Origin of the sequence: uncultured Marinobacter sp., assembly GCF_947259545.1 — a bacterium.
Lineage (GTDB): Bacteria > Pseudomonadota > Gammaproteobacteria > Pseudomonadales > Oleiphilaceae > Marinobacter.
This window is the reverse complement of sequence record NZ_CAMYMK010000002.1, coordinates 501353-520221: the sequence shown is the minus strand read 5'-3', so window position 1 is coordinate 520221 and position 18869 is coordinate 501353. Positions and strand designations below refer to the sequence as shown.

The following is an 18869-nucleotide window of genomic DNA, read 5'->3' as shown; positions in this document are numbered from 1 at the left end:
GAGTAATGAACCCTGAGCGCTGATGGCTCAAACCTTTTCCGACAGCTGTAACAACTTGGCTTAATCATTTCGGGCTCCGGGCAAAACAACAGCGCATCATGTTTTCATGCACCACATACATTAAGATTATAATCACGGACCAAGCCAGACCCACTCTACTTTTGAACTCCAAGCCTCGGGCCTATTTCTGTGAGCACCCTCCATCGACGTCAAAAAAGCCAAACCAAGCCTGTTCGCAAAGGTCTGCACCCGAGGAATCTACACAACCAGGGCTATGACTTCCCTGCTCTCGTAAAAAGCCACCCGGCACTGCGCCCCCATGTTAAACCGAACGCTCATGGCGACCTTTCCATCGATTTCGCAGACCCATTGGCGGTAAAAACGCTCAACGCCGCGTTATTAAAGCGATACTACAACATTGTCGATTGGGATATTCCGGAGGGCGCGCTTTGCCCTCCCATCCCCGGCAGAGCCGACTATATCCATTACATGGCGGACCTGCTTGGGTCTGGTGGGCCCGGTCCGGAACAGCCCAACATCAAGCTGCTCGACATAGGCACTGGAGCGAACGGAATCTACCCGCTACTGGCCTGCCAGATTTACGGCTGGCAGTGTGTCGGTAGTGACATTAACACCCAGTCGCTCGAGAACGTAGTCACGATTATCGCCCACAACCCCACTCTCAAAGACCGCTTCACGCTGCGTACGCAGCCCGATAGAAACCACATCTTTGAAGGGATTATTCAAGCCGGGGAGTTCTTTGACGTCAGCGTATGCAACCCACCCTTCCACGCCTCGCTCGACGAAGCTGTTAAAGGTAACCAGCTTAAACGCAATAACCTTGCTCGTAACCGCGGTGAACAGCGCGGTGAACAGAAAGCAAAAACCGACTCCCCCACTCTGAACTTTGGCGGGCTGGGCGCAGAGCTCTGGTGTAAGGGGGGTGAACAGCTGTTTCTGAAGAAGCTGATCAGAGAAAGCCAGAGGTATTCCACTCAATGCCGCTGGTTTACCAGCCTGGTGTCAAAAGCCGACAATGTTAAGCCTGCAAAGAAGTTGATCCGTAAGCTCGGTGCCGTTGATAGTCGGGAAATAGAGATGAAGCAGGGAAACAAGATTACCAGGGTATTGGCCTGGACATTCATCTGAGCCGCTGCCGAGATGGCGCATGAGTATGAGCCTAGAAAACAGATCTGCCCTGGTTTTCCTGATTTTGTTACAAATCCCTTGTAACTTTTACGCGCTTTGAGCCTCTAACCTTTGATTATCGCTCGTCAGGGTATGCACCTCGGAGGTGGTGGGCTCTATCAAAAATAACATGCCTATCTCCTTGCGAAAGCTCCGATGCAAGCCATCGGGTACGTCATAGGAGGGCAAACCATGAAACATACGTTAATTTATTCCGCATCCCTGTCACTACTGCTGGCCGTTTCTCCTTCATACGGTGATCAGTGGGAACGGCAGCTGAACTACGAGGGGGTAGCCCAGAACGTATCGGGCACCGCAAGCACCGTCAGCTATGATTGGTCAGAAGTGAAAGCCAACCGTCGGACGCAACTTGAGCGAGGTGAATATCAGGAAACAGAATTTGATATCAATAGCCTGCCACCTACGGCCGCCGGACCGCAGGAAAGCCGCGACATGGGGGTTGATTGGTTGGAGGTAGAGACCAACCGTCGGAGGCAACTGGAACGCGGCACATTCTAAGGCACGACTTTTAATCCCCTGGGAGCGAATCGCCAGGGCTCCGGCCTTGGCGAGAGCGTTACAGGAAAGCCGGGACAGATCTATTTTCCAGAAGAGGGTATTTCAGGACGGGACACAGGGTCGAAAAAAGCCTTTCCGCTGGAGAAAGGCTTTTTGAAGCGCACAGATCAAATTACAGGCTTGTCGCGTTTCAGCAGTTGCCCTTTTTTGCCTGGCCCGGTGGGCAGAAATGGCCACCAGACTTCCGGTAAGACCGGCGATCGTCGTAGTCATGACGACGGCGATCATGGTTGCGATCGTATTCTCTATGATCTTTGGTTGAAATGGCTGTTCCGGTTGCCGCACCGACGGCACCGCCGAGAATAGCACCGTCTCTTCCACCTACCTCGTTGCCGATGGCAGCCCCAATTGCTCCGCCAATACCGCCACCTAGCGCGGCGTCGGCCGTATCATCCGCAACGGCACCCAATGAGGTGGCACTCAGAGATAAAAAAACGAGCAGTGATTTCATTTTCATTGATGTAAATCCCATTGTTCAGGTGGTCTGATCTGCCCAGTATGACGGGAAGGAGACCATTTTCTCCATCGTCCCATCAGGTACGTGTCAGTTTTGTGAACCATTCGAGAATATCAGAAGTACACGTGATACCACCCTTACCTTTTATTTATATTTCAATAGTTTACAAAAGTTTAAGAGATGCGCATTCCTTATGAATCGGACCTGAACAAGACGCTCGCACTCTACCTCCGACTCAACCGTTATCCGGATCATCCGGAACCTGAAAGCCCAGGGTAAGCACCCACATCCGATCTGATCGCAAAGCGCGTTGTTGCTAATCTGGGTAATGGCCCTTTTTTGGAACGCCATAAACACGCCGCTACTGAAAATCCGGGTCAATTAATCAATCTGTCCCGGTTTCCCCTATATCACCAATCCCGCAAGCGTGCTAAAAGACTCCTCCCAGCGGAAGCTTGGGTATTCTCTCCATCAGGATCTCAGTATGTCAGATAAATTTTTCTTCAAGGGCCGGCAGGACGCACGCCAGCACCACACCGCTTACGGCGGCTTTCAGACCAACGCCAGCCAGAAGAGTGGCAGCAGGAAGTATCCGCTAACGCTGATGGTGACCAGTGAAGCACGCAAGCAGGAGGTTGAGGCACAGGTGGCCAGCGCGAAACTGCACGCGAATATAACGGTTGATACCCGCGAGGGCGCCGTTGAATCCATCAACGAGCTCACTGCTCTCCTAAATAAAGGCGGGACGGTCACCACGGTAAAATCGCCCTCCCGCAACGACGTCTGCACCTGCGGTAGTGGAATCAAATTCAAGAAGTGCTGCGGCTGACGGCAACCGGGGCATAGAGGGCAATGGCTATGATTGTTTGCGGAGTTGAGCTGACTGGCAGCGATGCGGTGGTGTGTTTGCTGAATATGGACAGGGGGCAGTTCAACCTGCCGGAGTGCAAGGTCCGCAAACTGTCACTGCCGAAAAACCATAGCCGTGAAGATCTTCAGCGGTTCCAGGCGGCCTTTGCGGAGTTAATGGCCGAGTACGGGGTCACCCGTGTCGCGATCAAAGAACGGATGCCCAAAGGCAAATTTGCCGGTGGTGCCATCAGCTTTAAAATGGAAGCGGCCATTCAACTGATCACCAGTGTTGAGTTGACGGTGACCTTGCTGCCCCCGGCACTGATCAAATCCACCCTGGCCTCCAACCCGCTGCCCATTGCGTTTTCCGACACGGGTTTGAAGGCCTTTCAGGAAGCGGCCTTTATCACCGCCTATGTGGGACAGCTGCAAGGGCGTTGAGCCTGAAAGTGTGCACTGGCAATTAGAGATTACGCGCCTCCCGCGTCTCGGCAATGCCACCCCGGTCAAAACAAGCAGGCCAAGCACAAAGGCAATCACAGTCACCGGATAACGTCCTCAATCGGCCGCCTGAGAGAGCGCGGCATCTGCGGGCCATGGCCAATCCGCAAAATAAGGTCCGGGCGCCGGCCGTCGATGCCAATGGCGCGGGCAAATTCCGAGCGCAGTGTCGCAACCTCCACCGGCTGGTTAATAAACGCCGTGCGCAGGCCCAGGGCGGCAGCCTGAAGGGCCAGGCGCTGGTAACACCGCCCAGCCTCAATCCAGTGGGGAATGTTGTCTGCCTCTGAATAGATAACGGCAATCGCGGATGAACTGTGGATATGCCGATGATCTTTCTTGTTCTGGTTTTTCGCAGAGAACGAGCCCTTCATCGCCAGCAATCCCAGCCAACGGGGCACGGCCGGGTTGCCCATGGCGGGCCCATACAGGCCATCGCCGGAACGTACCGCCTCTTTGCCGTTGAACCGAATCCAGGATTTGAGTTCACCAGCCCATGCAGCGTCCGCAAACTGGGCGTCGTTGCCCCTGGCAACGTAATCTGCAACCAGATCTTTCTGATCGGCCCGGGTCATCAGAAGCACCGACACGCCGTCACCAACGCCAGCCCCCTGAAAGAGGTCCAGTTCTTCTGTGGTGAGCGGCACACCGTCATACTCCGAACGGCTGCACTGGCGCAGGGGGATCGCCTCGAAAAGCGCAGACCGCTCGGCCGCCGCCTCTTCAAAGTCAATCATCAACCCCGATGTCGATGCATCGAATCGACAGTGGCTCTTCAGCCCGAACGCCTGCGCTGCAAGCAACAAATTCTCGGTGGCACACCCCAGGCTGGCATAAAGGTGGTGATCATCCGGATCGACGGCAGGGCAGCGCCTGGACATATCTGGAAGAACCTGTATCCGGTTGGATTCAAGCTTGAATATCCAGGGCTGCGTATTATGACTGGACGCCGCCAGAGTAGCGTACCGCACCAGTTCTCTGTAATCGTGTGGTGAGGCGCCTGGTTCACCATGGCGCCAGGTTTCACTGACCCTGTCCGAGTAGTTCATAGTGCCTCCAGACTCTGGAAACCGGCGGAAACTGGAAACCAATACTAACCCAACTTCGCAGAGGAGGTAGTGATTCAGGTCAGCGCTGAACCTTCAAAGAAGCCGCGAAAATAAATCTGTCCCGGTTTTCTGCACTGCAGTGTGCATTAAAACTTTTGATCTATAGTGATGAGTATGTTGCATCACCATCTCCTCCGTGATGGGGAAAGAAACCATGAAAAAAATAGCCCTTCAAATCGCCACATTTCTTGCTGCATTTTCATGTTATGGATCGGTAAACGCGACAGAGACGAGAACGCCTCTCGTTCCTCTGCCCTCTATCGACGATTTTACAAATGGCGATGGTTGGGGTGTTGGGCTTGGGCTAGGGGTTGAATATGAGACGGCTTATGAGGGGTCGGACGAATTTGAGATAGAGGTCGATCCGGCTGGGGGTGTTCAGTGGCGAACTGGCGAACATCTTTTTTTCTGGGCAGGTGAAGCTATTGGGTGGCGAAGCGTGGCCAGGGATGCCTGGTTGTTTCAAACCTCTATAGGTTACGAAGAAGGCCGTGAAGAGGACGATTCAGAAGATGGCAGGCTGGATGGGTTGGGCGAATCGGATTCTGGGGTGGCATTGCTGTTGGAAGTGCGTCATGCCCTTGCAGAAGACTGGCGTTACTTTTTAGATGGCCGTGTATTAACAGGGGAAATTGGTACGCTCGGGATTTTCGGCGTCGGAACGTGTTTGGGTTGCCAACCTGACGGCACTGGCTGGGAAGTTGGCGCTGCTGTCACGTTCCACGATGGTAAGCTCGCCAACCGGGACTTTGGCGTGGACAGACAACAGGCCATTGATTCAGGCCTTCCAGAAACCGATGTTGATAGCGGTTATAGATCATCCGGGGTCAATGTTAACTATCGAAATTACCTGAACGAGAACTGGCAGGTCTTCGGTGAAGCTCTTTACGAACTCTATGGGAGTGACGTTAAAGATAGCCCGATATCTCGAAACAACTACGAAGCAGAGATCGGTATTGGCTTCATTTATGTTTTTTGAAAACCGAGCCCGTTTGCGCTTCCAGTCATTTTCTAAAGAATCTTGGATTTCGTTCGATAAAAGAATCAATCCAGCGTTCCAGAAACGAGCCTCTGTCAGCATTCTTCAGATAGCGCCATCCCAGTACGGAAACCACCAAGGCGCCGATTGCATCCACGATGAGGTCCCACATGGTATCCGTTAACCCGGACGGGTCGCCAAGCATCGGCTTTTGCATATTCATGCCGAAGACGCCATCCATGGTGAACTCTAGAATTTCCCACAGCGCGCCCACGCCCAGGGCAAAAATAAAGGCGAAAAAGGCGACAAAGCCGGGTTTCATGTGCACATGAATCTTCTCGGCCTCGTTCATAACGTGCACCAGCAGAAAACCGAGAATGCCCAGCAAAAACCCTGATGTGGTGTGCAGGGCCACATCCCACCACCAGAACCGCGTGTAATAGCCGCGGATCTCTCCGAGAAACAGAGACGCAAAAACAAACCCGATGGCAGCCAGCTGCAGCTCAGGAGGGATGTGTATTCGGAAACGGCGTTCAAACAGCAGCGGGAAAAAGGTAATGGCGATGATCATTGACGTCAGGAAGGCGGTGAACCAATTCTGGCTCACAACGGCCAGGACGGTTTCACCCGCCAGTATCAGTTGGAGAACCAACGTAATCCTTCGATGCGTTACACGAATGCGCATAAGTTTCTAAATACTTTAGGAGATTGGTTGTATCAAGATAGATTTACCTGGCTTGTAAATCTACGAGCGAAAAAACCAACGGATCCTGGTGCGGGCGTAAATTCCGCCCGGAACAAGTAGCCGATCGGCCCGGTTTCCTCACTTATCCTGCCAGCGCATAGTTGATCGCCGCACACACCGCGGCAACCTGCGCGGCGTTGCATTGCTCAGGGGTCACTCGGTCGCTGTCCGGGTAGACCTCGGTGATACTCGCAGGCCTGCGCTCCGTGCTTGAGCTACGACAGTCCCTACTGAAATCCCCGGGGAGTCCGTGTCGGGACCAGCGCCACCCTCGATGCATGGATAGAGCCGGTATTCCTGAATGAGGACAAGAAAGCTGTCAAAAACAAAGACCGCCCAGACGGCCTATTGATTCTACGAACCGGCAGACGTGAATGGCGGGCACTGATAGAAGGCAAGGACAGCAACGACACCATTGGTGAGGAATTAACGCTCGAAAAATAAATCTGATCTAGCCCCGGTTTTCACGTTGTTTTCGGCCCCTGCATCGAATTCAGAGAATAATACGCTATTCCGCTCAGAGCGTTTCACCTTGTACATCAGGTCGTCTGCCAGGCGAATTGCTTCGTCGGGATTTAACGGTGGAACAGGAAACACGGCCACCCCTACGCTGAATCCTATGGGCCAGTTGTTACTCCCGGCCAAATTGACAAGGGCTGTGTGCAGGTCTTTAAAAAAGCTGCGTGCGCCAAGCATGCTGGTTTCAGGCAGCAGTATGGCGAATTCGTCGCCGCCCAGCCGTGCACCCAGATCGGAGACCCTGAGCCTTTTGGTCAGAGTACAACCTACAGCCTTCAGAATTTCATCACCTGCACTGTGGCCAAACAAGTCATTTACACCTTTGAAGCCGTCTATATCGATATAGCCCAGCGCCGTACTGTGGCCATGGCGGCGGGAAATATCGAAAACCGATACAGATTCCTGCCCGAACGACCGGGCATTGTGAAGGCCGGTCAGACTATCCATCTGTGCAAGTGCCGTCTGGGTTTCCAGGAGCTTTCGAATTATCGACGTGAGATAGACCGTCAGAGCAAAAAAGCTTAGCCGAACCAGGGCGTTCCAGAATGCGATTGCCGGGTGGCTATAGGACTGGCCGGACGTGTGGTCGACCAGTAGCCAGACAATAGCGGCCGCCAGGGCCATCAGGAAAGCCGCGCGTGGGCTTAGGTACCAGGCCGCAATGCCGACAGGAATCAGATAAAAAAATGCTAGCGCAATCTCGTTCCCTGTCAGCTGATCGATGACACCAATGACCAATAAGATCAGCGCGCAAAGCAGACCAACTCGAAAGGCAGACTGGGACGAGAGTAATGCGTGAACATGATCGAGCATTGGCAGCGCTCCCTTTGTGAATGCGCGTGATAGCCAAGGGGCATGCGGTCCCGGTTTCCATGAACGAACGCCATGTTCAAGAGCTGATACCTATCTTCGTCCTCTTATTCCCCGGTTGCCAGTGATACTTTATTAACCTCCACCATCAAGTCATCTGACGGCGAACCATCCCCTGCTTAACGATCACCCTGGCCTGTCCTGGCATCAGCTTCCCCTTGCTTTCGAAGCAAGAGTCCGTTCTGTGTCATTTTCTTGCTCCCAAAAAAGCGCGAAAACCGGGACAGATTTCCAATGAAAAATTGAGCCTCCCCGCCAGACACATCTTTCCCTACTATTTCCGCTACTATCAAAGTAAGTCGGTGTTAGAGACACAGCCACTATGGGACTGTCGATAAAACAATCGGAATTTACAACGGAAGAATTTGACCGTTTTGCTGCCAAGGTACGAACGGATCTTACCGCACTCACCCGCCTTCTGGACCGGCCCGGCTTTGGTGAGGGAGGATCTTCCATTGGTGCCGAGGTCGAGTTCTACATCGTAAACCCGGACCTGCGCGTTCAGCCGATCAACACAGAACTAGCCGCCAGCGTTCAGGACCCACAACTGACGGTTGAGCTCAACCGCTTCAATCTTGAATACAACCTCAGCCCCCAGGGCTTCAAAGGAGCCCCCTTTGCCAGAACCGAGCAGGAACTGCTCGAGGCCATGCAGCGAATCAACCAGCACGCCGCCCCATTGAATGGCGAACTGGTCCCTATCGGCATTCTACCCACTTTGCGCCAGTCCGATATGGGCGCGAAGGTGATGACAGACGAACCCCGCTACCATGCGCTATCCAACGCATTGATCCAGCAACGGGGCGAGCCATTCAGCATCCATATCGGTGGCAATGACGTCATCGACCTGGAAGCGGACGACGTCACCATGGAAGGGGCGAACACCTCGTTCCAACTGCACTGGCGCGTTCCTGCCCAACACTTTGCAGACTATTTCAACGCAGTCCAGCTGGTGACGCCCATTGCGCTGGCTCTGGCCAGCAATTCGCCCAGCCTGTTCGGCCACCACCTCTGGGACGAAACCCGTATCGCCCTGTTCAAACAAGCCGTCGACAGCCGGTCACCCAACCACAGAACCTGGAAACACCCGCCACGGGTCTATTACGGCAACGGCTGGGCACGCAGCGCCTGGGAGCTGTTTGCAGCTTCGGCATCCTTGTATCCCCCCATCCTTCCATTGATGTCGGAAGAAGATCCGATGGCTGTTATTGCTCGGGGAGACGTACCGGAACTGACCGAACTGCGACTGCACCATGGCACTACGTGGCCCTGGAACCGGGCCATTTTTGATCACAAAGAAGGCGGCCATCTGCGCATCGAGATTCGTTCCATGCCGGCCGGACCAACGGCCGTGGATATGTGCGCGAACGGGCTGTTCGTCATCGGCGCGGCATTGGCGGTACTCGAGGATATCCGTCACCTGACGTCGATACTCCCCTTTCATTACACCGAACACAATTTCTATCGTGCCGCCAAATACGGCATCGGTGCAGACATTATCTGGCCGCACAAAGACCAGGTACAGTTACAGGATACCCCCCTGTTGAACGTTGCCCGTGACCTGCTGCCGCGCGCCCGGGAAGCCTTGCAACGAACCGCGGTGGACGAGGCGGAGATCCACCGCCTGCTCGGGATCATCGAAGGCCGCATTCAAACCGGGATGACGGGCGCCCGATGGCAGCGCCAGATCACCGAGTCTTTTTTCAGATCCCAGACTACCGACGAGGCGTTCAAGAGTATGCTGTCTCTTTACATGGGCAACCAGAAGAAAAACACACCACTGCACGAATGGACGTTGTCGCCATGAGCCACTCGGACACCCTGGATTATCTCAACAACCCGTCACCCCAGACACTGGGCCGCTCGCCCCTGGAGTGGCTGAACCGGCTGCAACGGCCCACGGTGATTCGCGTTGCTGGCCGCGATCCTTCCAGGACCCGGGCCATGGCAACGCTGCTTCACGGCAACGAACCCTCAGGGCTGTTCGCGATTCACCGATGGTTACTGGAGCAGCACACCCCGGAAGTCAACCTGCTGTTCCTTCTGGGCGGCGTCCATCCCGCGAAAACCCCGCCGATATTCTCGCTGCGCCAACGGCCAGGCGGACGTGATCTGAACCGGTGCTTCAAAGAACCGTTTGAAGGAGAGGAAGGCGCCATTGCCGAGGCCATGCTGACCGAGCTTCAGACAGCCAACCCCGAGTGCCTGCTGGATGTGCACAACACCTCAGGCACCGGCCCTGCCTTCGCTGTGACCATCACCAACGACGCTGCCCATCAAGCGCTGGCGTCGCTCTTTACTGACCGGCTGATCATGACGGATCTTCGCCTGGGTGCACTGATGGAATATTCCGAACAGGAGGTTCCCACGGTGACCATCGAGTGTGGCGGGTCTCAGGATGATCACGCGCACCAACTGGCGTACGAAGGGCTTGTTCGGTATGCCTCACAGCCAGACGTGCTATCGCAGGAAAAAGCGGATTGGAACGTTGCTGTGCTGCGCAACCCGATTCGAGTGGAGTTGGCACCCGATGCGACTATCGAGTACCGATTAACGCCCAGTGGGCAGGCGGACCTCACGTTTCCGCCCGACATCGAACACCGCAATTTCGGGATTGTGTCGCCGGATGAGCCTCTCGGATGGGTTGGGCAAAAAGGCCTGGACGTTCTCACGGCGATCAGCCACAACCGGACCGAGAACATGGAACAGGTACTTCAAATCAGGGATGGGCGAATCTACCCCGCCCAGGCTCTCAAGGCCTTCATGATCACCACCAACCCGGCGATTGCGAAGAGCGATTGCCTGTTCTATGCCGTCAAAGCAACGGGCGATCCCATTTTTTAGACCATAGCGAGCCGGTTTTCCCGTGACAGGCGGGGATAAGTAAGTAGCCAAACAATAAATCTGCCCCGTTTTTTCTTCTTAATCTGTGCCGATTTTCTTCCCCTTCGCCAGCAACGACAGTTGCACGTCGTGCCAGCGGGACAAAAACACTACCCCACAGATAGCACCTATCAACGCCATGAACATATCAGACTGTGTATCCCAGACGTATCCCTGGGCTCCGAGGAAAGCGTCCGCGGCGTCGTCCGACAGCAACGCCACCCACCACTCGATCATCTCGTAGAAGGCACTGAAGGCCAGTGCAATGGAAACAACAAACAACACCAGCCAACCACCACGCACCACGTTGCGACGCACAAGAATTTCCCGCGCAATTAACGCTGGTACCAGACCCTGGAAAAAATGCCCCAGTTTGTCGTAGTTGTTTCGCTCACTACCAAACAGGCCGTCAAACAGTGGCACCTCGGCGTAGGTGTAGTGCCCGCCCACAAACAGAATCACACAGTGGGCCAGGATCAGCGTATACAGCAATGGGGTGAGTGGGAATCGCCTATAAGTGACCAACAGGAGCAGACCGCCGACGATTCCGGGGGATACCTCAAGGAACCATGTCAATTGATCCTTCGGGTCAATGCCCGACCAGATCAGCACACTTCCAAAAATGAACGCCCAACAAAGAATCCATGGATTCATCAAATGGCAAGCCTCCAATACAGTAGACGTCTGATAGCGTTACACTGATTCGAACGGAAAACTACTTACATTATTCTTTGATCGCACAGTCGAAAGGAATGTGTAGCGAAATTCAAGAAAGGAAACTAAAACGATCCCGGCTTTCCTACTGCCAGCGCATAGTCGATCGCCGCACACACCGCGGCAACCTGCGCGGCGTTGCATTGCTCAGGGGTCACCCGCTCGCTGTCCGGGTAGACCTCGGTGGTGGTCCTGTAGCGGGCGTTGGTCATGCTGGTGCAAAGGCCAAGCTGCGCCAGCGGATACTGAATAACGCCCCGGGCGGCCGCCGGTGAACCGAGGATCTCGCCGTTGTCATCCGCCGGCGCGATATGGGTGATCTTTTCCACTGCCTTGATCAACGCCTGCTGGAATTCCGGGTGCGGGCTCTCGGTGTCATCCACCAGGTAGAAGCCGTCCGGAATGCTCCCCGGCTCAAACGGTTTGCCATCACGGGCCGCAAGCGCCGGGCGAAACTCCGTTTCGTCGGTATCAGTGGTCTCGTGCAGGTCGATGTGCAGCAGCATTGGCTCATCGATCGAAGCGACCAGTTGCATGAGCGCCGCCGACTCCCCGGCCTGGCCGTCATCACGAAACGAGCGGTTTGGATCAATCGCGTTCGCGTTCCAGCGATGAATGCGTTCGTAAGCCCAGGGGCTGACGCAAGGCGCGACCAACAGGTTTACTCGCCCGGCATAATCCGCTGCCTGCTGCTCAACGAACTGCAGCGCACCGTGAACACCGCTCGTTTCATAGCCATGCACTCCGCCGGTAATCAGCACCACCGGCCGATCGGCACGCCAGTCGCGGCTGCGGATTGCCATCAGCGGATAAACGTCCGGGCCATATTCCAGACGGCCATACTCTTGCACGTTGAAGCGCGAACGTAGCCGCTCGACCACGCTCAACACGTCGGACTCGTAACTGCGTTGACGGGTCTGCCGTGACAGCCACTCAGCACGTTCCGCGTCGCCCCAGGGAGTGCCGGGCGTACCGATTGGATAGGCCGCTGAAGCGGAGTTCATATCGTGGAAATACCGTCGATCTCGGTCACCGTTTTGGCATCCGCCCGCTCAATAATTTTCACGAGGGTGGATTGAATCGTTTCATCTTCCCGGGCGTCACCGCCACTTACAAACGTTTGCTTCTGAGGATCGGCGCCCTCTTCCTCAGTAAATGAAACAACGACTTCGGTGGCTGAATCCGGCGTTTTACCAAAGTTCGCTTTACCAAAATACTCCAGAGAAACCAACGGATAGCCATGAAAGCCCTTCTTAACCTGCTTTGCAATGCGCTTTTTTGCTTTATCCAAATGCATAATAAGGCCTGTCGCTGCGCTTGTTATCTGGGTGCCACATGAACATCCAGTTGATACCGTTCGCCAATTCTATGCCGTTCAATCCATCAAAAATAGATCTGTCCCGGTTTCCGCTACACCGACCGTCAGCATGGAGCTACACTGGCTTCCCACCCGACAATGGCTCATCCGGAATCAAACATGCGATTTTTTGCTCTACTGACAGCACTCCTACTAACAGGCTGCACTTCGACCAGCCATGTACCTTCCTCCGGTACCGAGTTCACTCTGGATGGCTGTACACCCTTCCTGAACTGTGTATCCAGCACCTCATCAGTGGGCCTCTATTACGTGGAACCCATTCAGCTGACTGCGCCCCTGGATCAGCCGACATGGGACACCGTGAAAGCTGTCGCCACTGAAATGCCGGGCGCCAGGCTCAATGACTCGCGCTTTGGCTATCTGGACATGACCTTTCATAGCGACCTGCTCCGCTTTCCCGACTACTTCGAGGTTCTGGTGAGCCCGGACCGACGCAGTCTTGATGTCCGATCCCAGTCGCTAGTCGGCTTTTATGATCTGGGAGTTAACCGGCGCCGCGTGGAGCGCTTCAGGCACAATCTGGTTGAGTCTGGTGTTGCCAGCGGTAATAGCCAGGCTCTGAAAAGTGCTGACTGAGGGAAGGCGAAACCGGGACAGATCTATTTTTCCAGTTTCATCTCTGAACTTGTTACCGCCTAGCTAAACCGGGACAGATCCGGGAAAGTAGATCTGCCCGGATTTTCCGTAACAATTCGTTTCATTTTTTGAACTGTGCAGATTGTTGCTAGGTTGGTAACTTGCGCTCTGTAATGCCAAATTTCACCGAAGAAGGTCACCTCACTGTAGGCCCGCGCGGGAAGCAAACTCAAAAAATTAAAGGATGAAGTATGGAATACGATGACCTGGAATACGTCGGCTTTTGGGCTCGAACTGGCGCAACGCTGATCGATACAGTCTTGATAGGTATTATTGTGTTTCCCTTGCTCACGGCGTTCTATGGTGAGTCCTATTGGGATAATACAAGTTTGATTGTTGGGCCTATGGATTTTCTTTTGTCCTGGGTGTTTCCTGCTATAGCTGTGATTCTATTTTGGGTATCAAAACAGGCGACGCCAGGGAAAATGGCCGTTTCTGCCAAAATTGTTGATGCCAAAACTGGCAATGCTGCAACCACTGGCCAGCTGATCGGACGCTACCTCGCATACTACCTCTCCTTAATACCTCTTGGTCTTGGCTATTTCTGGGTGGCCTTTGATGCCCGCAAGCAGGGCTGGCATGACAAGCTCGCGGGGACCGTGGTTGTGCGGAAGAAGCACCGGGCACCGAAACCGGTTTCGTTCGACTCCTGAAATACGTGTATAGGAGGTTTGCTGCAAAGGCCGACTGAATATGAGAGAGAAAGGGGCCAATGCTGCTGCTCTTACCTCAACAGGATTCCACACCAAGCGAGACATTGTGCTGACACAATTTTGTAGGCCAATACCGCTGTCTCAACGTCCATAAGGGACCGAAACTGGGACAGATTTATTTCGCGGTTTGAAAGGGTTCGAAAAACAGATCTGTCCCGGTTTTCCGCGCTCTGGCCAACAATTCATCGTTCGGTTAGGTCGCAAAGCGAACGTTCGAATTTTGGAATAACGCTAGAGCGCGCCGACGTGCTCTGATTCGTCCGTGTGGCGTGAATTGTTAGGTGTGATCACTTTCATGCGCCCGAATAGCTAAACACTAGCTTTTTCGACTCCATGTTAGCGAACTGCATTTTCCACATACTGCCCGTAGATCTGACTGAAGGACAGCGTGGCAATGAGTACCAAGGCCAGTTCAATCCCAAGAAATTTTCCTATCACGGCCGACTCTCGGTAGTCGGGTTCTACCCCGTTTGCTGTGCGCCCCATAGAGAGGTTCTAGGATGACTCTACGGTCTTTTCATCCACGTGACACGTCCAAGACGAAGATGTCGATGCGCCCTTTAAGTCCATGGTCGAGACGCTCTTCGATGGTCTCTTTTAGCTGACTGGCTGTCTCCTGGCCATGTCCTTGTCGACCTTTGACTTTCTCCCAGGATCCAAACCAGAAGACTAAGTAAATGCCTTGGCCCTGAGCTGCCGGGTGAATAGCATAGAGCTGATCGAGTTGCATTGAGGCGGCTGTATACAGATCTTCGTGCCATTGTCCTTTTGCCTCAATGGGAAGCATCAATTCCTTGCCAGAAGACATTCTGACCGCCGAGATGTCGCAGCGATTAGCGCTCTTAACTTGGTCTTCAATTTCAATCTTGATGCCTTTGGGTTGAAGCTTGAGAGAGAGACGATCCGCAACTCGTTTGGAAGCCTCAACTTCTCCGAGCCTCTTAGCGCCGCTGTAAAAGAGATTGCCTGTATCAAATTCACCGCCTGATATTTCACCCTGAAGTTTTTCGAGCTCTTCCAGCACCAGTTGCCTGAGGCCTTCAACCGTCACTACTTCATCTCGGTGAAGCACATTGAAAATGTCGGAGGGGGACGGCGGACTAAAGTCTCTAAGCGCAATCGTGCGATAAGCGCCACTTTTTATCGTTTTGAGCTTCTCCCGAAAACATTCGAAGCGCCCGTCAGCTTGGAGCTGGTCCAGGACCAACAAGCTGCTCTCCGGGTGGTCATTTGCTATCTGCCACACCAGATCATTCAAAAGCCTATAGGCTCGCTCTTCTCTCGGGCTATCAGACCCCCAATGATTGGGTAAGTGCACCTCTGGCCAGTCGTCAATGAACGATTCCAGAATCAAACGTATTTTTTTGGCGCTTAGGCGTGGCCAAGACGGAGTCCCGGTTCTCATTAGCCCGCCGAACAGGGACTCAAACTCGAAAATAAGGTCCTGGTCGCTAGAAAGCCAATCTGACATGAGCGGATGGAGGTCAGGTACAAAGTAAAGATGCCGTAAGCACCAAAAAACAAGTTCTGGCTCGCGTGGAGTCCTGTCGCACGCACTTGACCATGCCTCCAGACATTCATGTGCTCGCTTCTGAACCCGCCCGGCCAGCTCATCCACGCGACCGGCCTTCAAAGCAGCGTCAAAGAGGCATTCCAACACCCAAGTTTTATTGCCGCGATAGTCGTCGAGCCACTCAAGAGCAAGCGGACCGGCAATGGACGAAAACATCGGATCATCACGAAGCCAATGGACCCCTTCCGCTTTTCCGTCGGGATCATGACTGTCCAGCTGTGTTTGGACGAACCGAATCAAATAGCTGCGCTTGTCTGCATCGTTTTGGAATAGGCGAGCATCCACCTCATCACGAATTTGAGTCCACTCATCCTTTTGGATGCTATCGAATCTTAGATCGATATTCGCCCTAAGTATTTCGAGGGCTTGCTGATCGAGCGTTTCGAGTGAACCGGTCTTCCGGAATATTTCAACACTTGATGCTATCAAAATCCATTCAGCTTTTAGATACCGGCTTGCGCCATGGAGTTTGGCTGCTTCCTCGAGAGAAGGAAGTTGACGTTGGAGATGTGGCAGGCAATTGATAAACGACCGGCGAATTGGCTCCAGATCCCCGAAGAGTCCCTCTACCTTCTCAGGATCCTGAAGATAGTGGCTAGCAATATCCCCCAGGAAGCCGAGATTTTTACCGGATTCAAATAAATCGCGATCACGCTCAATAGCCGCCCTATTCCGCGCCAACCGCTTTTCTCGTTTTGCTTGATACTTGCGGCTTTTCCTCTCCCACCTTAGTTGGTTTTCTTTCCACCATGCCTTGGATTCACGCTCTAACTTGTACCAATGGCGCATGAACTCACTGGCCTCAGCCGCTTGTTGGCGCATTAGATGTCTAAGCTTTGATACTTCCTGAAAATTGCTGCGTGTTTTAGGAACCGCTCTCATGTGAAGAGCACACCACAAACGTATATTGCCCAGGGTAAAGGCATATCGGGCCAAGACGACCAGGTCCTGAGCTTGTAGCTTAATGCCAGAGTGGATGTGAGGGTGGAACAAAAACGGGTTGAGAAAAGGCTCGTCGGTTTCGGAAGCAGTTCGATCATCACAAGCTATTTTCAATAGTTCCTGTCGAAGCAAATGGTTCTTCTGAAGTACTTCCGTCGCCTTACTCCGCTGTCCATCGATATCGTTGTGGAAGTTGAGGTTTCGGATCCAACGATAAATTCTGGGCGCCTCAAAATCGTCATGCTCGCTCTCAAAAAATTGATCGAGCAAATGCCCGATAATCTTGCTGATACCGTCCCTGCAATGGCACTCAAACCGGTTTTCGGCACCGCACGTGCATTGTAGCCCTTTGCTCAGCTCGTCAAGGAGCCAAGCAACCTCTTTGCCGTTGAGGGAGCGGATATATCGAGTGATGAAAAGTCGGGAACCTACGTTGTCGTCCGCTCTCAGTGCATCATCGTTTGAATAAAGAACGGCGGAGCCCAATAGAAGCGCCTTCTGTGATTCTCGGCCAAACTGTTGGCTGCCGAGTTCCCTGAAAAACATGGCACCTAGTTCGAGAGAAACCGCATCGCCTCTGGCTATCAAATCATGTAGGTTCGACTTGTGATCACGGTTGTGAATAGCGACGAGGCAGTGAGCAGCGAGACGGCGCAACCCGGCCGGCTCCGAATCATCAAGCATCAGGTTGGTAAGATCCCGATCCAGTTCAGTTGCAGCAGGCGTTCCTTCCAAAAGATCCAACACTAGGGCTCTGACTTGGATACCAGCATTTATATCGAACAATAACTCGCGAACTGGCTCCTTGAGATCGGCCGAGAAAAATCCCGAAATGTTGAGTGATCGCCATACATCACCACCACGGAAGTAGGGATCATCATCCGCTTGCTTTCTAAGCGCATGAAGTAAGTATATTTTTGAGCGCGTAGTCAATCGGGAAGGATCCCCGTTTGCTAGCACTGCGTACGGAGCGAGCTGTATCGCTCCCCGCTGTATGCTTTCTCCGCCAACGGCAGCGAGCCAACCTAAGAGGCCTCGCAATTCTTCGCGGACAACGGAATTGGGGGCTATGAGGGCAAAACACTGTCGTAGTGATAATGGATCACCTGGATCATCGATTCGTTGAGCAAGATACTCGGCCGCACAATATTCCTCGACAACCCGGTGTACTGGACGGTGAGAGTTCTGATCATCAGTTGGGACAAACAATCTTGAGTCCAGGACACAGTTAGGGTTGTGTCTGGTGGAAGACACGATACTTTGCAGACGGGGGAACAGATCCGTCTTTAGCGTATCCGCAATGCTGATGCCGACGGCGCCCGAAAGTAGAAGTACAGTAAAAGCTTCTTTGGATATCTCGATTTTTAGATCAGATGAAACGCTGTTTCTCTGGGGACGCTGCTTATTTGCCTCAAAGGCGAGCCTCTCAACCGCGTCATGAAAGACCTGCCTCTTATCTACAAAATTGCCTTGGCTTTCCACAAAGGCTTCAGAGAACAGACTAAGAAAGAGCGGGTTCCCAAGAAGTGGAGCAAGATCGAAGGCATCTACAGCTTGTAGGAACTTCGAAAAATCTTGTTCGGGGAAGAGATGTTCGAAGAATGCCTGCTGCTCATTCTCTGAAAGAGCATTCAGATAGGTAACATAAGGATCTGTCGCGAAACATTCTTTGACAAGGTGGGTGTTTGACTCTTCCCACTCGCTAGATCGACTGGCGAAGATAACCTTCTTAGGTTGGGTTTTCCTGGCCTTGGAAATAAGCTCATCAAGGCCTGACTCGTTGAGCCTTGCAACTTCGTCAAGCCCATCAAGGACTAGGAAATCACATTGACGTGGTTCAGTCTCCAGCTTGAATAATCTGGCAGATTCCGATTTTACCCCCAATTGAAGTCCTAAGCTTTTCAGAAGTTCGGACTTCCCCGCACCGGGCTCTGCGAGAACGATTATGACAGAACTGCTCTTAAGCAGCTGTTCCTCGGTGAGGCAGTCATCCTCATGGTTCAGTGTTCGGGGTAAATAGAATTCTTCACTCATTTTAACGCCAAGCCTAGTCTACCGCCTTTGAAAGGGCCCATTTTGGCTGACATATAGCCCCTATGAACAGACTCGAAATCTGCCCAAAGAGAAATCTTCCAGTTATACCCTCTTGAGCCGAGCGCTATTGTTAAATGGATGGGGAAATGTTCGCTTTTGTTTAGTATTGCCTGGGCTGCGAGGGGTCGCAAAGCGGA

At 53.3% G+C, this 18869-nt stretch carries 17 protein-coding genes; 9 read left to right on the top strand and 8 right to left on the bottom strand.

Annotated features, from left to right (window positions below):
* Nucleotides 1-189: 189 nt before the first annotated feature.
* A complete protein-coding gene (rlmF, locus tag Q0Y21_RS02525) occupies nt 190-1149 on the top strand; it encodes a 23S rRNA (adenine(1618)-N(6))-methyltransferase RlmF (RefSeq protein WP_297791223.1) in 960 nt (319 codons plus the stop codon).
* Between the two features lie 231 nt (nt 1150-1380).
* Nucleotides 1381-1707 (top strand): hypothetical protein, encoded by a 327-nt coding sequence (locus Q0Y21_RS02520; protein WP_297791221.1) that lies wholly within the window; start codon nt 1381-1383, stop codon nt 1705-1707.
* 190 nt (nt 1708-1897) lie between these two features.
* Here the strand turns inward: Q0Y21_RS02520 and Q0Y21_RS02515 are convergent, their stop codons facing one another.
* Entirely contained in the window at nt 1898-2224 is a 327-nt protein-coding gene (locus Q0Y21_RS02515) for a glycine zipper domain-containing protein (RefSeq protein WP_297791219.1), read from the bottom strand.
* Nucleotides 2225-2708: 484 nt separating this feature from the next.
* Here Q0Y21_RS02515 and Q0Y21_RS02510 point away from each other — a divergent pair, with 484 nt between their 5' ends.
* Nucleotides 2709-3053, top strand: coding sequence for a PBPRA1643 family SWIM/SEC-C metal-binding motif protein (locus Q0Y21_RS02510; protein WP_297791217.1), 345 nt, complete (start codon nt 2709-2711; stop codon nt 3051-3053).
* Between the two features lie 29 nt (nt 3054-3082).
* Nucleotides 3083-3517 carry a DUF3010 family protein gene (locus Q0Y21_RS02505; protein WP_297792484.1) on the top strand — a complete coding sequence of 145 codons (435 nt, stop codon included), beginning with the start codon at nt 3083-3085 and terminating at the stop codon, nt 3515-3517.
* Nucleotides 3518-3618: 101 nt separating this feature from the next.
* Here the strand turns inward: Q0Y21_RS02505 and Q0Y21_RS02500 are convergent, their stop codons facing one another.
* The gene (locus Q0Y21_RS02500; protein ID WP_297791215.1) at nt 3619-4626 is read right to left on the bottom strand and encodes a Tat pathway signal protein; all 1008 of its coding nucleotides are present in this window, start codon (nt 4624-4626) and stop codon (nt 3619-3621) included.
* Between the two features lie 214 nt (nt 4627-4840).
* On the opposite strand from Q0Y21_RS02500, the gene Q0Y21_RS02495 reads away from it, so the two are divergent.
* Nucleotides 4841-5665 carry a MipA/OmpV family protein gene (locus Q0Y21_RS02495; protein WP_297791214.1) on the top strand — a complete coding sequence of 275 codons (825 nt, stop codon included), beginning with the start codon at nt 4841-4843 and terminating at the stop codon, nt 5663-5665.
* A 25-nt stretch (nt 5666-5690) separates the two neighbouring features.
* Here Q0Y21_RS02495 and Q0Y21_RS02490 read toward each other — a convergent pair whose 3' ends face one another.
* A complete protein-coding gene (locus Q0Y21_RS02490) occupies nt 5691-6236 on the bottom strand; it encodes a hypothetical protein (RefSeq protein ID WP_297791212.1) in 546 nt (181 codons plus the stop codon).
* 600 nt (nt 6237-6836) lie between these two features.
* Nucleotides 6837-7742 (bottom strand): GGDEF domain-containing protein, encoded by a 906-nt coding sequence (locus Q0Y21_RS02485; RefSeq protein WP_297791210.1) that lies wholly within the window; start codon nt 7740-7742, stop codon nt 6837-6839.
* Nucleotides 7743-8121: 379 nt separating this feature from the next.
* Between Q0Y21_RS02485 and Q0Y21_RS02480 the strand changes: the two genes are divergently transcribed.
* The gene (locus Q0Y21_RS02480) at nt 8122-9606 is read left to right on the top strand and encodes a hypothetical protein (protein WP_297791208.1); all 1485 of its coding nucleotides are present in this window, start codon (nt 8122-8124) and stop codon (nt 9604-9606) included.
* Entirely contained in the window at nt 9603-10643 is a 1041-nt protein-coding gene (locus tag Q0Y21_RS02475; RefSeq protein ID WP_297791206.1) for a succinylglutamate desuccinylase, read from the top strand. The genes Q0Y21_RS02480 and Q0Y21_RS02475 overlap by 4 nt, the downstream gene beginning before the upstream one ends.
* 78 nt (nt 10644-10721) lie before the next feature.
* On the opposite strand, the gene Q0Y21_RS02470 is transcribed toward Q0Y21_RS02475, so the two are convergent.
* From Q0Y21_RS02470 to Q0Y21_RS02460, 3 genes are all read right to left on the bottom strand, one after another.
* A complete protein-coding gene (locus tag Q0Y21_RS02470; RefSeq protein WP_012136640.1) occupies nt 10722-11336 on the bottom strand; it encodes a DUF2238 domain-containing protein in 615 nt (204 codons plus the stop codon).
* A 125-nt stretch (nt 11337-11461) separates the two neighbouring features.
* Nucleotides 11462-12400, bottom strand: coding sequence for a M14 family metallocarboxypeptidase (locus Q0Y21_RS02465; RefSeq protein ID WP_297791202.1), 939 nt, complete (start codon nt 12398-12400; stop codon nt 11462-11464).
* Nucleotides 12397-12693 carry a hypothetical protein gene (locus tag Q0Y21_RS02460; protein WP_297791200.1) on the bottom strand — a complete coding sequence of 99 codons (297 nt, stop codon included), beginning with the start codon at nt 12691-12693 and terminating at the stop codon, nt 12397-12399. The genes Q0Y21_RS02465 and Q0Y21_RS02460 overlap by 4 nt, the downstream gene beginning before the upstream one ends.
* 180 nt (nt 12694-12873) lie before the next feature.
* Between Q0Y21_RS02460 and Q0Y21_RS02455 the strand changes: the two genes are divergently transcribed.
* Together Q0Y21_RS02455 and Q0Y21_RS02450 are read left to right on the top strand one after the other, a co-directional pair.
* Entirely contained in the window at nt 12874-13350 is a 477-nt protein-coding gene (locus tag Q0Y21_RS02455; RefSeq protein ID WP_297791198.1) for a DUF1499 domain-containing protein, read from the top strand.
* Between the two features lie 251 nt (nt 13351-13601).
* Nucleotides 13602-14063, top strand: a complete 462-nt coding sequence (locus Q0Y21_RS02450) for an RDD family protein (RefSeq protein ID WP_297791196.1) — start codon at nt 13602-13604, stop codon at nt 14061-14063.
* Nucleotides 14064-14640: 577 nt separating this feature from the next.
* On the opposite strand, the gene Q0Y21_RS02445 is transcribed toward Q0Y21_RS02450, so the two are convergent.
* The gene (locus Q0Y21_RS02445; RefSeq protein ID WP_297791194.1) at nt 14641-18672 is read right to left on the bottom strand and encodes a hypothetical protein; all 4032 of its coding nucleotides are present in this window, start codon (nt 18670-18672) and stop codon (nt 14641-14643) included.
* Nucleotides 18673-18869 lie beyond the last annotated feature (197 nt).

Bases quoted from the DNA above. Each gene is read 5' to 3' on its own strand.
- Q0Y21_RS02505 (WP_297792484.1), top strand. From the start codon at position 3,083: ATGATTGTTTGCGGAGTTGAGCTGACTGGCAGCGATGCGGTGGTGTGT.
- Q0Y21_RS02480 (WP_297791208.1), top strand. From the start codon at position 8,122: ATGGGACTGTCGATAAAACAATCGGAATTTACAACGGAAGAATTTGAC.
- Q0Y21_RS02490 (WP_297791212.1), bottom strand. From the start codon at position 6,236: ATGATCATCGCCATTACCTTTTTCCCGCTGCTGTTTGAACGCCGTTTC.
- Q0Y21_RS02485 (WP_297791210.1), bottom strand. From the start codon at position 7,742: ATGCTCGATCATGTTCACGCATTACTCTCGTCCCAGTCTGCCTTTCGA.
- Q0Y21_RS02510 (WP_297791217.1), top strand. From the start codon at position 2,709: ATGTCAGATAAATTTTTCTTCAAGGGCCGGCAGGACGCACGCCAGCAC.
- Q0Y21_RS02495 (WP_297791214.1), top strand. From the start codon at position 4,841: ATGAAAAAAATAGCCCTTCAAATCGCCACATTTCTTGCTGCATTTTCA.
- Q0Y21_RS02515 (WP_297791219.1), bottom strand. From the start codon at position 2,224: ATGAAAATGAAATCACTGCTCGTTTTTTTATCTCTGAGTGCCACCTCA.
- Q0Y21_RS02450 (WP_297791196.1), top strand. From the start codon at position 13,602: ATGGAATACGATGACCTGGAATACGTCGGCTTTTGGGCTCGAACTGGC.
- Q0Y21_RS02460 (WP_297791200.1), bottom strand. From the start codon at position 12,693: ATGCATTTGGATAAAGCAAAAAAGCGCATTGCAAAGCAGGTTAAGAAG.
- Q0Y21_RS02475 (WP_297791206.1), top strand. From the start codon at position 9,603: ATGAGCCACTCGGACACCCTGGATTATCTCAACAACCCGTCACCCCAG.
- Q0Y21_RS02500 (WP_297791215.1), bottom strand. From the start codon at position 4,626: ATGAACTACTCGGACAGGGTCAGTGAAACCTGGCGCCATGGTGAACCA.
- Q0Y21_RS02455 (WP_297791198.1), top strand. From the start codon at position 12,874: ATGCGATTTTTTGCTCTACTGACAGCACTCCTACTAACAGGCTGCACT.
- Q0Y21_RS02470 (WP_012136640.1), bottom strand. From the start codon at position 11,336: ATGAATCCATGGATTCTTTGTTGGGCGTTCATTTTTGGAAGTGTGCTG.
- Q0Y21_RS02520 (WP_297791221.1), top strand. From the start codon at position 1,381: ATGAAACATACGTTAATTTATTCCGCATCCCTGTCACTACTGCTGGCC.
- Q0Y21_RS02465 (WP_297791202.1), bottom strand. From the start codon at position 12,400: ATGAACTCCGCTTCAGCGGCCTATCCAATCGGTACGCCCGGCACTCCC.
- Q0Y21_RS02445 (WP_297791194.1), bottom strand. From the start codon at position 18,672: ATGAGTGAAGAATTCTATTTACCCCGAACACTGAACCATGAGGATGAC.